Raw genomic sequence first — 14,730 nt, 5'->3', positions numbered from 1 at the left:
GGTTTTTTGTTGCCCGACGAAGGCGCGGTCAGTTGTTCTCGGACAACTGGTCCAGGATGGCGGGGTTCTCCAGCGTCGACGTGTCCTGCGTGATCGCCTCGCCTTTGGCGATGGAGCGCAGGAGCCGGCGCATGATCTTGCCGCTGCGGGTCTTGGGCAGGTTGTCGCCGAAACGGATGTCCTTGGGCTTGGCGATCGGCCCGATCTCCTTGCCCACCCAGTCGCGCAGTTCCTTCGCGATGGCCTTGGCCTCGTCACCCGTGGGACGCGAACGCTTGAGCACCACGAAGGCGACGATGGCCTCGCCCGTCACATCGTCGGGGCGGCCCACCACTGCAGCCTCGGCCACGAGATCGGTCTTACCCACCAGCGCGGACTCGATCTCCATCGTGCCCATGCGGTGCCCCGAAACGTTGAGCACATCGTCGATGCGGCCGGTGATGCGGAAGTAGCCGCGATCGGCGCTGCGAACCGCGCCGTCGCCAGCCAGGTAGTAGCCCTTGAGCTCGTCGGGGAAGTAGCTCTTCTTGAAACGTTCCGGATCGCCCCAGATGGTGCGGATCATCGAAGGCCATGGTTTCTTCACCACCAGGATGCCACCGGAGCCGTTGGGCACGTCGTTCCCGGCCTCGTCCACGATGGCCGCGGCAATGCCGGGCAGCGGCAGCGTGCAGGAGCCCGGCACCAGCGGTGTGGCGCCCGGCAGCGGCGTGATCATGTGGCCGCCGGTCTCGGTCTGCCAGAAGGTGTCCACGATGGGGCAGCGCTCGCCACCGACGTGCTTGTAGTACCACATCCACGCTTCAGGGTTGATGGGTTCGCCCACCGAGCCGAGCAGGCGCAGGCTGGACAGGTCGGAGCGCGCGGGATGCACTTTTTCATCGCCCTCGGCGGCCTTGATCAGCGAACGGATGGCTGTGGGCGCCGTGTAGAAGATGGTGCACTTGTGCTTCTCGATCATCTGCCAGAAGCGCCCGGCGTTCGGGAAGGTGGGCACGCCTTCGAACACGATCTGCGTGGCACCGGCGGCCAGGGGGCCGTACGCCACGTAGGTGTGACCGGTGATCCAGCCGATATCGGCCGTGCACCAGAAGATGTCTTCGGGCTGCAGGTCGAAGGTCCAGTTCATGGTGAGGTTGGCCCACAGCAGGTAGCCGCCGGTGCTGTGCTGCACGCCCTTGGGCTTGCCGGTGGAGCCAGAGGTGTAGAGCACGAACAGCGGGTGCTCGGCGCTCACCATCTCGGCCGGGCACTGATCGGAGGCACTGGCCATCACGTCGTGGAGGAAGCTGTCTCGGCCTTCCACCATGTTGCAGGCGGTGGGCGTGCGCTGGTAGACGATGACGTTCTTGATCGATTCGCAGCCGCCCATGGCAATGCCGTCGTCGACGATGGCCTTGAGTGGCAGTTCCTTGCCACCACGCAACTGGTAGTTGGCGGTGATCACGGCCACTGCGCCAGCGTCCTGGATGCGCTCCTGCAGCGCCTTGGCCGAGAAACCGCCGAAGACCACGCTGTGCGTGGCGCCAATGCGCGCGCAGGCCTGCATGGCCACCACGCCTTCGACCGTCATGGGCATGTAGATGACCACCCGGTCGCCCTTCTTCACCCCGCGCGACTTCAGCGCATTGGCAAATCGCGACACCTTCGCAAGCAGCTCCTTGTAGGTGACCTTCGTCACCGCGCCGTCATCGGCCTCGAAGATGATGGCGGTCTTGTTCTCCACCGGCGTGCCCATGTGGCGATCCAGGCAGTTGTAGGAGGCATTGAGTTCGCCGTCCTCGAACCACTTGTAGAAGGGGGCCTTGGAGCTGTCCAGCGTCTTTGTGAACGGCTTGTGCCAGGTCAGCGTCTCGCGCGCCAGGCGCGCCCAGAATCCTTCGAAATCCTTGTCCGCCTCGGCGCACAGCGCCTGGTAGGCGGCCATGCCCGACACCCTGGCGGCCTTGACGGTAGCCGCCGTGGGCTCGAAGACACGGTTTTCGACCAGGGTGGATTCGATCGACGACGAAGGCGCTGACATGGGCTTGTCTCCTGGATGGTGTTGTCGGATGCGGGACAGCCGGCGACTGTGCGCAAGGGCTCTTACGAGCCACTTACAGGGCGCCGGTCTGCTGGGGGGAAACCCGAATATACGACCAGTCGCGCACCTACAATACCGCCAGCCCGCACCCGCCCATTCCGGCATCGCCAACCACCCCACGTCCATGACCGACCCCGTCAAACCGCCCGCCTCCGTGCGCGCCCTGCCCAACCTGATCTTTGCCAGCCGGTGGCTGCAACTGCCGCTGTACATCGGGCTGATCGCCGCCCAGGGCATCTATGTCTTCCACTTCTGGGTCGAACTGGTGCACCTGATCGAAGCCGCCTTCGGCAGCCAGGTGGCGCTGGACAAGCTGATCCACAGCATCGGCTACAAGAGCGATGTGCAACTCACGGGGCTCAACGAGACCGTCATCATGCTGGTGGTGCTGGCCCTCATTGACGTGGTGATGATCTCCAACCTGCTGATCATGGTGATCGTGGGTGGCTACGAAACCTTCGTCAGCCGCATGCACCTGGAGAACCACCCCGACCAGCCCGAGTGGCTGAGCCACGTGAACGCGTCGGTGCTGAAGGTGAAGCTGGCCACCGCCATCATCGGCATCAGCTCCATCCACCTGCTCAAGACCTTCATCAACGCCGCGAACTACGACGAAAAGGTCTTGATGTGGCAGACCATCATCCACGTCGTGTTCCTGCTCAGTGCCATGGCCATCGCCATGACCGACCGCCTGATGGCGCATCCCGCTCCCCGGGACGAGCACTGAGGTTGCCGGTTCAGCGCCCCACCATCTGATCCGCACGCACCCACTGGTCGAACTGCTCGGCCGTGACGTGGCCTGATGCGATCGCCGCCTCGCGCAAGCTGCTGCCTTCCTTGTGCGCCTTCTTGGCAATGAAGGCCGCCTTGTCGTAGCCGATGTGGGGATTGAGCGCCGTCACGAGCATGAGCGAGCGCGACACCAGCTCGGCGATGCGCTCCCGCTCGGGCTCGATGCCCACCGCGCAATGGTCGTTGAAGCTCACCATGCCGTCGGCCAGCAGGCGCACGCTCTGCAGGAAGTTGTGAGCCACCATCGGCCGGAACACGTTGAGCTCGAAATTGCCGCTGGCGCCACCGATGTTGATCGCCACGTCGTTGCCCAACACCTGAGCGCACAGCATCGTCACTGCTTCGCTCTGGGTCGGGTTGACCTTGCCCGGCATGATAGACGATCCCGGCTCGTTCTCCGGAATGCGCAGCTCGCCGATGCCGCTGCGCGGCCCGCTGGCCAGCCAGCGCACGTCGTTGGCAATCTTGTTCAGGCTGGCCGCCAGCGTCTTGAGGGCACCATGGGCATGCACCAGCGCATCGACCGAAGCGAGTGACTCGAACTTGTTCGGCGAGGTCACGAACGGCAGGCCAGTGAGTTCGGCCAGTTCGCGCGCCACCCCTTGCGCGTAACCCTTGGGCGCGTTCAGACCCGTCCCCACCGCCGTGCCGCCCAGGGCCAGTTCGCACAGGTGTGGCAGCGCGTCGCGCACATGCTTCTCGCCGTGCGCGAGTTGCGCCACCCAGCCCGACATCTCCTGCCCCAGGGTGAGCGGCGTCGCGTCCTGCAGGTGGGTGCGGCCGATCTTCACGATGTCGTCGAAATCGCGCGCCTTGGTCTCCAGCGTGCCGCGCAGCCGAGCCAAGGCGGGCAGCAACCGGTGCGTGATGGCGTCCACCGCGGCGATGTGCATGGCCGTCGGGTACACGTCGTTGCTCGACTGGCTGCGGTTCACATCGTCGTTGGGGTGGACCAGGCGATCTTCTCCGCGCTCGCCGCCCATCAGCTCGCTGGCCCGATTGGCGAGCACCTCGTTGACGTTCATGTTGGTCTGCGTGCCCGATCCGGTCTGCCACACCACCAGCGGGAACTCGGCCTCGTGCTGGCCGGCGATGACTTCGTCGGCAGCGGCGACGATCGCCCTGCTCTTGCCCTCGTCGAGCAGCCCCAATTGCCGATTCACCACCGCGCTGGCGCGCTTGACCTGTGCCAGCGCGCGGATGATCTCGCTCGGCTGGCGCTCGCCCGAGATGTCGAAGTTCTGCAGCGATCGCTGCGTCTGCGCGCCCCACAGGCGGTCGGCCGGCACGTCGATCGGGCCGAAGGTGTCGCGCTCGGTGCGCATGGCACGGGTGTTCATGATGGGTCTCCTGTGGGCGAAGCGTCTTCGCCATCGGTTTGCTTGCGCCGCCGTTTCCACAGCGTGGTGCGCGAAATGCCCAGCCGGCGCGCTGCCTCGGACACGCGGCCACCGGAGAGCGCCAGCGCGTGCTCGATCTGGTCCAGCTCGGCCTGCTCGCGCGCATCGGCCAGTGTGACGGGCGCGGCTGCGTCCAGGCGCTCCTCCGGAAACAGGTCGGATGCGGTGACGCGCTCGCCTTCCACCAGCGCGGCCGCGCGCTCGATGCGGTTGCGCAGCTCGCGCACGTTGCCCGGCCAGGGATGCAACAGCAAGGCAGCCAGGGCCGCCTCGTCCATACTCAGGCCGGCCATGCCGTTTCGCTCGGACGCCTCGCGCAGGAAGCGGTTGGCCAAAGGCGCGATTTCATCTCGTCGCTGACGCAGGGGCGGGATGGTGAGCTCGACCACCGCGAGGCGAAAGTACAGGTCTTCTCGAAACTCGCGCTGGGCGATGCGCGCCTGCAGATCGGCGTTGGTCGCCGCCACCAGGCGGCCTTTGAAACGCAGCTCGCTGCGGCCACCCAGGCGTCGAAAGCCGCCATCCTGCAGGACGCGCAACAAAGCGGTCTGCAGGCGGGCATCGAGTTCGCCGATCTCGTCCAGGAACAGCGTGCCCTCTCCCACTTCCTCGAAATAACCGGCATGCGCCGAACTGGCCCCGGTAAAGGCCCCGCGCTCATGCCCGAAGAACTGGCTTTCCATCAGTTCGCGGGCAATGGCGCCGCAATTGACCGCGACGAAGGGTTGCGCCGCGCGGGGCGACAGGGCGTGGATGTGCCGGGCCGCCACTTCCTTGCCCACGCCGGTTTCTCCACGCAGCAGCACCGCCAGGTCGCGCGGGGCCAGGCGCTGCAGGTCGCGTTCCAGACCCACGGTCGCTGGCGAGAGGCCGAACGCCGCCTCGGTGCCTGCCGAAGCCTCGTGGTCCGATGGATCCTGAGCCAGGGAGCGCACACGCGCCACGAGCGCATCGACGTCGTAGGGTTTGGTGAGGTAGTCGTCGGCGCCCGCACGCACCAGGCGCACCGCCTGGCCGATGTCGGCAAAGGCGGTGACGAACAGGATGGGCGTGTCCCCCAGGTACGGCATCGCACGCCGGTAGAGGTCTTCCCCCGAGCCATCGGGCAGGCGGATGTCGGAGACCACGAAGCCGGGCCGTCGCGAACGCAGGGCCTCCATGGCTTGCGCGCAGCTTTCGGCCCAGCGCACGCCAAACCCCTCCAGGCGCAGGCGTTGCGCGAGGGCGCCGCCGAGCACGCGGTCGTCTTCGATCAGCAGGATGTCGATCATGGCTTGGCGTCCAGCGGCAGGTGCAAAGTGATGTGGGTGCCGCCCTGCGAGTGTGCATCGACCGAGACGCGCCCCCGCAACTGGCGAACCAGGCGCACGATGACGGCCACGCCCAGGCCGCCCTGGCCAGCGTGCGCTTCGCCTCGCGTCAGGCTGCGGGCCACATCGGGCGCCATGCCGCCGCCCTGATCGATCACCTCCAGCACCAGGGTCTGGTCCTGTTGCTTGACGGACAGGCGCACGCGGCCGCCCTGCCCGGTGGCTCGGACCGCGTTGATCAGGAGATTGAGCAGCACCTGACGCACTTCCGTGGCGGCGAGAGGCAACTCGTCGGGCAGGCCGGGCGCGGCTTCGAACGCCACCTCCACGCCGCGCTGCGCGGCGTCGCCCGCCACGAGGCGCTGCACATCCTGCAGGTCCTGCAGGCGAAGGCGCCTGTCCCCAGCACCCGGGCGATGGGTCTTGAGCGTCGCATCCACCACGTCGCGCAAGGCGAGCACGCCGCGCTCGATGAACTCGAGCGCGTCCTGCCGCGCCTCAGGCTGATCGCCGAACTTGCGCAGGGTCTGCACCGCGGTGACCATGCCGCCCAGCGGGTTGCGCACCTCGTGCGCCAGCGTGGCCGCCAGCCGCCCGAGCACCGCCTCTCGCTCCTGCTCCGACAACAGCGCGAGCATGGCCTCGCGTTCGCGGGCATCGTCGGCCATGCGGTTGACTGCGCGCATCAGCCGCGCGGACTCCGGGTCGCTGGCCTGGATGAGCGATTCCGGCACCGCCAGGCCTTGTTGCAGGTGCTGGGTGACAAGCGCCACCGGGCGCTGCATCTGTCGCGCCACGAGAAACCCGAGCAAGGCACACACCACGCTCACCAGCAGATCGAGCAGCACCAGGCCCCAGCGCAATTGTTCGCGCTCTTCGCTGAACGCCGTCACATCCAGATTGGCCAGCACGCGGTGCGAGTGGTCCAGCGTGCGCCAGACCCAGATGCTCTGGTCGTCATCGGCGAGCCGTGCGCCCTGGGCCACATCGAGCACTTCCTGCGGCCATGGCATGTCGTCCAGGCCCTCGCGCTCGACCTGTGCCAGCGCCTGCCCCCGGGCATCCAGTACGGCCAGGCGACGGTCCTCCACCCCCTCGGTCACCGCCAGGGAAAGCTCCAACACGCGCGTGACCGCGGCCGCGTCGCCGGTGGCAAACGCAGGCACCAGAGCCGCGGACAGTCCGTCGAGGTACACCTGCCCGATGTTCGCCATCTGCGATTCGAACTGGCGCGACACGGTGTGAAGCGCCACCTGGGTGGTGCCGATGGCGGCGGCAAAGATCATCACCGCCACCACTGCCGGCAGGCGCACGGTCAGCGGAAGACGTCGGTACCAGGCAAGCATGGAACGGGCTGTCGGCATTCGCCGACCTTACCAGCGCCGTCAATCCCCCAGAAGCTTGAGCGGCACCGGACCGCGCCAGCGCAGGCGCTGCACCACATCCACGCGCAGCTCCAGCACCCCCTGGTCGAACCACGCCTCGGGTGCCACCGCCACCACCGTGCCCGCAGCGGCCATGCCCTGCAGCAGTCGGCGGGGGCGTCCTTCCTCCAGCCGCACCGACCAGGTCAGGCCCGACTTGAGCGCCTTCTGCTCGAAGCGCTGGATCACATCGGCGGCTGTCTGCCGAGCCTGCATCAGGCGCCGCTCGCGCATGCGCTGCGCGTAGGTGATGCCCCAGGCGGACACCGGCCCCACGTTGGCCAGGCGCGGTGCATCGATGATGGCCACACCGCACAGTTCGGCGCCGTGCTGACGCGCGAGCTGCACCGCCTGGTCCATCGCCTGGTCCACATGCGGCCCTTCGGTGAGCGCGAGCACCACACGCTGCACCGGGCTGCGCTCGGCCCCGAAACGGCCGCGCGGCAGCACCTTGTCCAGGCTGTCCTGCGCCGTCCCTTCCCACATGGGCGCGCCGCCCACATAGGCTGCGCGGCCCAGCAGATGGCCGGCCACCGGGGTGGTCAGGAGCAGGAAGACGATCGCCAGTCCCACCTTGACCCAGGTGGCCAGGCTGCCATCGGCCACCGCCACACCCAGCAGCACCAGGCCACTGCCCACCACGCCGGCCTTGGTGGCCGCGTGCATGCGCATGAAGAAGTCCTGCAGGCGCAGCACGCCGGTGGATGCGAGCAGGCACACCAGGGCACCTCCTACCAGCAACAGGGAAGCCAGCCAGGTGGTCATGGGGTGTCCTCCTCGCGGATCGAACCGCGTTCGATGAAAGCGGCGAACGCCACCGTGGCCAGAAAGCCGATGAGCGCCACGCCCAGCGCGATGTCGACGAACGCCGGGCTCTCTGCCACCACGGCCGCCAGCGCCGCGGCCGCCACGCCGAGCAGGCTGAGCATGTCCAGCGCCACCACTCGGTCGGCGGCATGCGGGCCGCGCACGATGCGCACACCAGCCAGCAACATCGCCACCAGCAACAACACGGCCGTGATGGCCAGGACCCAGATGGGAAGGTTCATGGTGCTTTCTCCTCACCCAGCGCGGCGCAGACGCGGGCTTCGAATCCATCCACGATCTGCGCCACCGGATCGCCTTCGAGGTTCATCACATGGGCGTACAGCGTGCGGCGGTCGGTCGACACGTGCAGGCTGGTGGTGCCGGGCGTGAGCGTGACCATGTTGGCCAGCATGGCGATGCCGGCGTCGCTGCGCACCGTGAGCGGAATGGCCACGATGCCGCTGCGCAACGCGCGCCCAGGGCGCAACACGGTCAGCGCCACCTGGTGCACCGAGAGCAGCAGCTCGCGCATGAAAAGGCCTCCGAGCACCAGCCAGTTCCAGATCGATCTCATCATGGGGATACCTCCTGGCCGAGCACGGCCTCGATGTAGGCGCGCGGCATCAGCAACTGGTCGGCCGCGCGGACGGAAAAGTCGATGAAGGGTTCGGTGGCCAGGCCGATGGTCAACGTGATCGCAGCCAGCGCGCCGACCGGCAGCAACATGGCCCAGCGGGTGCGCGGTGCCGCTCGCCATGCCGCGGCCGGCCCGTCAAGCGGCGCAACCGGGCTTTTCCAGAACGCCTCGTTCCAGATCTTCACCATGGAATACAGGGTGAGAACCCCCACGGCCAGCGCCACGCCGGCCAGCACCGTGTGGCCCGCGTCCAGGCTGGACTTGACCACCACAAACTTGGCCCAGAAGCCCGAGAGCGGAGGCACCCCGGCCAGTGACAACGCGGGGATCGCAAACAGCAGCGCCAGCAGGGGTGTGCTGCGGTGCAGGCCGCCCATGGCCTTCAGGTCGTAACTGCCACCCGCCAGGCGCATGGCACCCGCAATGAGGAAGAGGTTGGCCTTGACCACGATGTGGTGCACCACATAGAGCACCGAACCGGCCAGCGCGAGCGGCGTGGCCACCGCAATGCCCACCAGCATGTAGCCGATCTGGCTGATGATGTGGAACGAGAGGATCCGGCGGATGTCGAAGTGCGCGGCCGCCCCCAGCACGCCCGTGACCATGGTGAGCACCGCCACCGCGCCGATGATGGGCCCGGTGTAGCCGGCATCGCCCGTGAAGATGAGCGTGAAGCTGCGCAGGATGGCGTACACACCGACCTTGGTGAGCAGCGCCGCGAAGATCGCCACCACCGGCGCGCTGGCCGTGTGGTACGCGGCGGGCAGCCAGAAGAAGAGCGGGAACAGCGCAGCCTTGGAGCCGAAGGCGAGCAGGAACATCACCGCCAGCGTCGTCACCAGGCCCTGGTTCTCCACGCCCGGCAAGGTGCGCGCCAGGTCGGCCATGTTCAGCGTGCCGGTGAGGCCGTAGAGAAAGCCCACCGCCATCAGGAACAGCGTGGTGGCCACCAGGTTGAGTGCCACGTACTTGACCCCGGCGTCGAGCTGCGCGCGCGTGCCGCCCACCACGAGCAGGCCGAACGAGGCGATCAGCATGATCTCGAACCACACGTACAGGTTGAACAGGTCGCCGGTGAGGAAAGCACCGCACACCCCCATCAGGAGGCCGTGGTAGAGCGGGTGGAAGAAAGCACGCTCGCGCTTCTGCGCACCATTCACCAGGGCATACACCGAGACCGCCACCGCCATCACCGCCGTGACCAGCACCATGACGGCGGAGAGCAGATCGGCCACGAAGCTGATGCCGAATGGCGCCGCCCATGAGCCGAACTGCGTGGCGAGGATGGTGCCGTCGTACACCGCCACCAGCAGCGCGACGGCGGCCACCAGCAGCGCCACGCTGCCCGCCATGCTGACGCTGCGCTGCTTGAGCGGGTGGCCGTGCAGCAACGCGCAGACCGATAGCGTCACCAGTGGAATCGCCACCGGTAGCGTGAGCAGCAGGTGGTGACTGATCATTTCGGCTCCGCCTCGCGCATGGCTTCGGTGTCCAGCGTGCCCAGGCGCTGGTGCGCCTGTTCGAACAGCACCACGGCGTAGGCCACCAGCGCGAACGAGATCACGATGGCGGTGAGGATGAGCGCCTGCGGCAGCGGATTGGCGCTGATGGCAATCACCGTCTCACCTTCCGGTACCAGCGGCGGCACGCGCGAGCCCAGACGGCCGGAGATGAAGATGGACAGGTTGGCCGTGTTGCCGAGCAGCAAAAGTCCCAGCACGATGCGCAGCACATTGCGCGACATCAGCAGGTAGGCAGCGATGGCAGCCATGAAACCGAAGGCCAGCACGAAGAAGAATTCCATCGATCAGTCGTCCAGGTAATGCGAGAGGAACACCAGCACCGAGCCGAGCACGGCGAGGTACACGCCGATGTCGAAGAGCAGCGCGGTGCCAATGACGAAGCCGCTGTCCCAGAGGGCCCACTGGTGCGTGAGGAACGGCTGGCCCAGCAGAAGGCCCGGCAGGCCCGAGGCCACGGCCAGCAGCAGGCCGACCGCCGCGATGCCACCGGGCGAGAGGCGCAGCGTGGCCAGCAGCCGTTCGCGACCACGGGGTAGCGCATGGATGGCAAAGCCCGCCGCCGCCATGAGCCCGCCCACGAACCCACCACCGGGTTCGTTGTGGCCGCGCCAGAGCAGGAACAGCGAGAAGGCCAGCGCCACCGGCAGCACCAGGCGGCCGCACACGCGAAGGATCAGCGGGTTCATGCGGCCTCCTCCTCATCGGCCCGGCGGGCGCGCACGCTGGAGATGACGGCCGCCGCCGCGAGCGCGGCGAGCGTCAGCACGGCGATCTCCCCCAGCGTGTCCAGCGCTCGGAAGTCCACGATGATCACGTTGACCAGGTTGCGGCCATGCGCCTCCGGCACGCTGGCAGCCCGGAAAAAGTCGGAGAGACGTGCGTCGAACGGCGTGGCCACCACGGCGAGCAGCACCAGCGTGGCCACCAGCCCGAAGCCAGCGGCAATCAGCGCGTCGCGTCGGCGTTCGCCGCGTCGACGCATGTCCACTTCGTGAAACGGCATGCGCCCGACGATGGCCAGCAGGATGACGATGGCCAGCGCCTCGACCGAGAACTGCGTGAACGCCAGATCGGGTGCACCACGGAACAGGAAGGTCAGCGCCACCAGGAAACCCACCATGCCGGCGGTGACGATGCCGGCCATGAAGCTGGCCGCTCGCAACACGGCGGCGGAGGCGAGCACCAGCAGCACCGGCAGGGCCACTTCCGGGCCGACCTCGTTCCAGTCCGGCCACGCCACCGCGAAGCCTCCACGCAACCACAGCGTGAGCAGAAGACAGAAGGCCGAGAAGGCGAAAAAGGTGCCCAGGTAACGCCGCAGGCTGCCGGTCTGGATGCGGCGCGTCTGCCAGGCAGCCACGCGCTGAAGCCCCAGGATGGCATGGTCATAGGCGCTGTCGGTGCCCCACCGGTCGATCGCCGACCAGCCAGCCAGACGGCTGCGCAGCGCAGGCCAGCAGGCCAGCGCCAGGCCTCCGAGCAACAGGGTGAGACCGCTGAGCGCCAGCATGGGCGTGAAGCCGTGCCAGAGCGAGAGCTGCAGCTCCACCGTTCGCCCCGCCACCGCGCTGGCCGCGGGTGCCAGCAAGGCAGCGGGCCACTGCGGCACCAGGCCGAACAGCAGGCCGAGCGCGGCCAGCACCAGCGGACCGGCCCACATCGCAACGTCGGGATCGTGCGGGGTCGACGGCGTGGGCTGCGCGGCGCTGAAGAAGCAGCGCCATGCCACGACACCCGCCACCACCACCATGCAGACGTTGGCCGCCAATGCCACACCCACCGGCCACCACGAACCTCCCAGTGCCGCCTCGTACATGAGCTCCTTGCCCAGGAAGCCCACGAACGGGGGCAGCCCGGCCATCGAGAGACCGGCCAGCACCACCACCAGCGCCGTGACCGGCATGGAACGGGCCAGCCCGCCGAGTCGCGTGGCGTCGCGCGTGCCGGTGGCGTGGTCCACGATGCCAGCGACCATGAAAAGACAGGCCTTGTAGAGGGCGTGCGCCAGCAGGAACGTGACCACCGCCGTCACTGCCATGGGATGCGGCAGGCCGATGAGCGTGATGAGGGTGCCCAGCGACACCACCGTGGAATACGCCAGCAAGCGTTTGAGGTCGGTCGCGCGCAACGCCATCAGGGTGCCGGTCAGCATGGTGAGCAGGCCGACCGGCACCAGCAAGGCGCTCCACAGCGGATGCTCGCCCAGCCCGGGGTTCATGCGCGCCAGCAGGTAGACGCCGAGCTTGACCATGGTGGCCGAATGCAGGAAGGCGGAGACCGGCGTCGGCGCCGCCATGGCGTTGGCCAGCCAGGCGTGCAGCGGCGCCTGGGCGGACTTCGCGAAAGCGCCCAGCGCCACGAGCAGGATGATGGCCGGCGTCAGGGGGTGATCGATCAGCATCGGCCCCTGGGCCAGGATGTCGGTGAGACGCAGAGAACCGGCGACCGAATCCAGCAGCACGATGCCTGCCAGCAGACACAGGCCACCCGCCACGGTGATCAGCAGCCCCTGCTGCGCTGCCCGCCGCGACGCGGCCTTTTCCGGTTCGTAGCCGATCAGCAGGAACGACGTCAGGCTGGTGAGTTCCCAGAACACCAGCAGCGCGATCAGGTCATCGGCCAGCACGGCGCCCAGCATGGCCCCCATGAACAGCGTGAGGAATGCAAAGAAGCGCGGCAGATCCGCCGAACCGCGCAGGTAGCTCGCGGCGAAGAGGTAGATGCCGGTGCCGATGCCGGTGATGAGCAGCGCAAAGAGCAGCGACAGACCATCGAGCCGCAAAGACAGGCTCACGCCCAGGCTGGGAATCCAGGCGTGCTGCTGCAGCACCACCTGGCCGCTCGTGACCTCGGGCCACCACGAAAGGAACGCCACGAACAAGGCCGCCGGCAGCAGCGCCAGGCCGTGGGCGAGTCCCCTGCGCACCAGCGTCGGCGCCAGGAAACCCGCGGCAAAAGTTGAAAAAACGAGCGTGGCGAGCATCACGCTGAGGAATCTCCTTGCGGGAGGCTGTTCGCAAGCGCCGTGCCGACCACCAGGGTCTCTTCAGGCCTTTAAAATCAACCACTTGCATGAACGCGGGCCTTCCCGTGTTCAGCATTCGCAACCCGTGGTCGCCCGATGTTCACAAAGCTGAACACGGGTGCCTTGGCTACACTGCCCAGCGGCCCTCCATCAACCCCACACCAGTCCTCCCCATGACGACCACGATCCAGCGCGATGACCTCGTCGAGAGCATCGCCGCCGCCCTCCAGTACATCAGCTACTACCACCCGGCCGACTACATCGCCCACCTGGCGCGCGCCTACGAACGTGAGCAGAGCGAGGCCGCCAGGGATGCGATCGCGCAGATCCTCACCAACAGCAAGATGAGCGCGACCGGACACCGCCCGATCTGCCAGGACACCGGCATCGTGAACGTGTTCCTGAAGGTAGGCATGAACGTGAAGCTCGAAGGCTTCAGCGGCAGCCTGGAAGACGCCATCAACGAGGGCGTGCGCCAGGGCTACAACCACCCGGACAACCAGCTGCGCGCCTCGGTGGTGGCCGATCCCCAGTTCGCCCGCAAGAACACGAAGGACAACACGCCTGCCGTGATCTTCACCGAGCTCGTGCCCGGCGACACGGTGGAAGTGACCGTGGCGGCCAAGGGGGGTGGCAGCGAGAACAAGAGCAAGATGATCATGCTCAACCCCGGCGATTCGGTGGTGGACTGGGTGCTCAAGACCGTGCCGACCATGGGCGCGGGCTGGTGCCCGCCGGGCATGCTGGGCATCGGCATCGGCGGCACGGCGGAAAAAGCCGTCCTGATGGCCAAGGAAAGCCTGATGGACGACATCGACATGTACGAGCTGCAGGCCAAGGCATCGAAGGGCGAGAAGCTCGACCAGGTCGAAGAACTGCGCCTGGAGCTCTACGAGAAGGTGAACGCGCTGGGCATCGGCGCGCAGGGCCTGGGTGGTCTCACCACGGTGCTGGATGTAAAGATCCGGATGTACCCCACGCACGCAGCGAGCAAGCCGGTGGCCATGATTCCCAACTGCGCGGCCACGCGCCACGCGCATTTCGTGCTCGATGGCAGCGGCCCGGTGTACCTGGACGCGCCGAGTCTGGACCTGTGGCCCAACGTCAACTGGGTGCCCGACACGCAGAAGAGCCAGCGCGTGGACCTCAACCGCCTGACCAAGGCCGAAGTCGCGAGCTGGAAGCCGGGACAGACCCTGCTGCTCAACGGCAAGATGCTCACCGGCCGCGACGCCGCACACAAACGCATCCAGGGCATGCTGGCCAAGGGCGAGAAGCTGCCGGTGGACTTCACCAACCGCGTCATCTACTACGTCGGCCCGGTCGACCCGGTGCGCGACGAGGCCGTGGGCCCGGCCGGCCCGACCACCGCGACGCGGATGGACGGGTTCACCGACATGATGCTGTCGCAGACCGGCCTGATCGCCATGATCGGCAAGGCCGAGCGAGGCCCGGTGGCCATCGAGTCGATCCAGAAGCACCAGAGCGCTTACCTCATGGCCGTCGGGGGCGCGGCCTATCTCGTGTCCAAGGCCATCAAGCACGCGAAGGTGGTGGGATTCGAAGACCTGGGCATGGAAGCCATCTATGAATTCGACGTGGTCGACATGCCGGTGACGGTGGCCGTGGATGCCGGCGGCACCAGCGCCCACATCACCGGTCCCGCCGAGTGGCAGAAGCGCATTGCCACCGGCGAATTCAAGGGCATCAGCGTCGCCGCCGCTTGAAG

13 protein-coding genes are annotated in these 14,730 nt (G+C 67.4%); 2 read left to right on the top strand and 11 right to left on the bottom strand.

The features are described 5' to 3' along the window. Window positions 1–28 precede the first annotated feature (28 nt). Window positions 29–2,023, bottom strand: a complete 1,995-nt coding sequence (gene acs, locus ACTIEY_RS08910; protein ID WP_439518756.1) for an acetate--CoA ligase — start codon at window positions 2,021–2,023, stop codon at window positions 29–31. A gap of 184 nt (window positions 2,024–2,207) precedes the next feature. On the opposite strand from acs, the gene ACTIEY_RS08905 reads away from it, so the two are divergent. Next, window positions 2,208–2,810 carry a TIGR00645 family protein gene (locus ACTIEY_RS08905; protein WP_439518755.1) on the top strand — a complete coding sequence of 201 codons (603 nt, stop codon included), beginning with the start codon at window positions 2,208–2,210 and terminating at the stop codon, window positions 2,808–2,810. A 10-nt stretch (window positions 2,811–2,820) separates the two neighbouring features. On the opposite strand, the gene fumC is transcribed toward ACTIEY_RS08905, so the two are convergent. The 10 genes from fumC to mbhE are packed head-to-tail and all read right to left on the bottom strand — an operon-like array spanning window position 2,821 to window position 12,959. Next, the gene (gene fumC / locus ACTIEY_RS08900) at window positions 2,821–4,215 is read right to left on the bottom strand and encodes a class II fumarate hydratase (RefSeq protein ID WP_439518754.1); all 1,395 of its coding nucleotides are present in this window, start codon (window positions 4,213–4,215) and stop codon (window positions 2,821–2,823) included. Beyond that, entirely contained in the window at window positions 4,212–5,546 is a 1,335-nt protein-coding gene (locus tag ACTIEY_RS08895) for a sigma-54-dependent transcriptional regulator (RefSeq protein ID WP_439518753.1), read from the bottom strand. The genes fumC and ACTIEY_RS08895 overlap by 4 nt, the downstream gene beginning before the upstream one ends. After that, the gene (locus tag ACTIEY_RS08890; protein ID WP_439518752.1) at window positions 5,543–6,949 is read right to left on the bottom strand and encodes a sensor histidine kinase; all 1,407 of its coding nucleotides are present in this window, start codon (window positions 6,947–6,949) and stop codon (window positions 5,543–5,545) included. Before ACTIEY_RS08890 ends, ACTIEY_RS08895 begins: the two co-directional genes overlap by 4 nt. Window positions 6,950–6,970: 21 nt before the next feature. Next, window positions 6,971–7,774, bottom strand: coding sequence for a monovalent cation/H(+) antiporter subunit G (gene mnhG, locus ACTIEY_RS08885; RefSeq protein WP_439518751.1), 804 nt, complete (start codon window positions 7,772–7,774; stop codon window positions 6,971–6,973). After that, window positions 7,771–8,058, bottom strand: a complete 288-nt coding sequence (locus ACTIEY_RS08880; RefSeq protein WP_439518750.1) for a monovalent cation/H+ antiporter complex subunit F — start codon at window positions 8,056–8,058, stop codon at window positions 7,771–7,773. Before ACTIEY_RS08880 ends, mnhG begins: the two co-directional genes overlap by 4 nt. Then, complete coding sequence (locus ACTIEY_RS08875; RefSeq protein ID WP_439518749.1) at window positions 8,055–8,393, bottom strand: Na+/H+ antiporter subunit E; 339 nt, start codon at window positions 8,391–8,393, stop codon at window positions 8,055–8,057. The genes ACTIEY_RS08880 and ACTIEY_RS08875 overlap by 4 nt, the downstream gene beginning before the upstream one ends. After that, window positions 8,390–9,913 (bottom strand): Na+/H+ antiporter subunit D, encoded by a 1,524-nt coding sequence (locus ACTIEY_RS08870; RefSeq protein WP_439518748.1) that lies wholly within the window; start codon window positions 9,911–9,913, stop codon window positions 8,390–8,392. The genes ACTIEY_RS08875 and ACTIEY_RS08870 overlap by 4 nt, the downstream gene beginning before the upstream one ends. After that, complete coding sequence (locus ACTIEY_RS08865; protein ID WP_439518747.1) at window positions 9,910–10,257, bottom strand: NADH-quinone oxidoreductase subunit K; 348 nt, start codon at window positions 10,255–10,257, stop codon at window positions 9,910–9,912. The genes ACTIEY_RS08870 and ACTIEY_RS08865 overlap by 4 nt, the downstream gene beginning before the upstream one ends. Before the next feature lie 3 nt (window positions 10,258–10,260). After that, window positions 10,261–10,662 (bottom strand): MnhB domain-containing protein, encoded by a 402-nt coding sequence (locus ACTIEY_RS08860; protein ID WP_439518746.1) that lies wholly within the window; start codon window positions 10,660–10,662, stop codon window positions 10,261–10,263. Beyond that, a complete protein-coding gene (gene mbhE, locus ACTIEY_RS08855; RefSeq protein WP_439518745.1) occupies window positions 10,659–12,959 on the bottom strand; it encodes a hydrogen gas-evolving membrane-bound hydrogenase subunit E in 2,301 nt (766 codons plus the stop codon). Before mbhE ends, ACTIEY_RS08860 begins: the two co-directional genes overlap by 4 nt. Before the next feature lie 215 nt (window positions 12,960–13,174). Between mbhE and ACTIEY_RS08850 the strand changes: the two genes are divergently transcribed. Further along, window positions 13,175–14,728: a fumarate hydratase gene (locus tag ACTIEY_RS08850; protein WP_439518744.1), complete on the top strand. Its 1,554-nt coding sequence runs from the start codon at window positions 13,175–13,177 to the stop codon at window positions 14,726–14,728. Window positions 14,729–14,730 lie beyond the last annotated feature (2 nt).

Origin of the sequence: Hydrogenophaga sp., from assembly GCF_051858985.1 — a bacterium.
Taxonomy (GTDB): domain Bacteria; phylum Pseudomonadota; class Gammaproteobacteria; order Burkholderiales; family Burkholderiaceae_C; genus Hydrogenophaga.
Note: the sequence above shows the minus strand (reverse complement) of the source record. Positions and strands in the feature narration are given on the sequence as shown.

Coding starts and splice junctions, on each gene's coding strand:
- acs (WP_439518756.1), bottom strand. CDS start 2,023: ATGTCAGCGCCTTCGTCGTCGATCGAATCCACCCTGGTCGAAAACCGT.
- ACTIEY_RS08905 (WP_439518755.1), top strand. CDS start 2,208: ATGACCGACCCCGTCAAACCGCCCGCCTCCGTGCGCGCCCTGCCCAAC.
- fumC (WP_439518754.1), bottom strand. CDS start 4,215: ATGAACACCCGTGCCATGCGCACCGAGCGCGACACCTTCGGCCCGATC.
- ACTIEY_RS08895 (WP_439518753.1), bottom strand. CDS start 5,546: ATGATCGACATCCTGCTGATCGAAGACGACCGCGTGCTCGGCGGCGCC.
- ACTIEY_RS08890 (WP_439518752.1), bottom strand. CDS start 6,949: ATGCCGACAGCCCGTTCCATGCTTGCCTGGTACCGACGTCTTCCGCTG.
- mnhG (WP_439518751.1), bottom strand. CDS start 7,774: ATGACCACCTGGCTGGCTTCCCTGTTGCTGGTAGGAGGTGCCCTGGTG.
- ACTIEY_RS08880 (WP_439518750.1), bottom strand. CDS start 8,058: ATGAACCTTCCCATCTGGGTCCTGGCCATCACGGCCGTGTTGTTGCTG.
- ACTIEY_RS08875 (WP_439518749.1), bottom strand. CDS start 8,393: ATGATGAGATCGATCTGGAACTGGCTGGTGCTCGGAGGCCTTTTCATG.
- ACTIEY_RS08870 (WP_439518748.1), bottom strand. CDS start 9,913: ATGATCAGTCACCACCTGCTGCTCACGCTACCGGTGGCGATTCCACTG.
- ACTIEY_RS08865 (WP_439518747.1), bottom strand. CDS start 10,257: ATGGAATTCTTCTTCGTGCTGGCCTTCGGTTTCATGGCTGCCATCGCT.
- ACTIEY_RS08860 (WP_439518746.1), bottom strand. CDS start 10,662: ATGAACCCGCTGATCCTTCGCGTGTGCGGCCGCCTGGTGCTGCCGGTG.
- mbhE (WP_439518745.1), bottom strand. CDS start 12,959: ATGCTCGCCACGCTCGTTTTTTCAACTTTTGCCGCGGGTTTCCTGGCG.
- ACTIEY_RS08850 (WP_439518744.1), top strand. CDS start 13,175: ATGACGACCACGATCCAGCGCGATGACCTCGTCGAGAGCATCGCCGCC.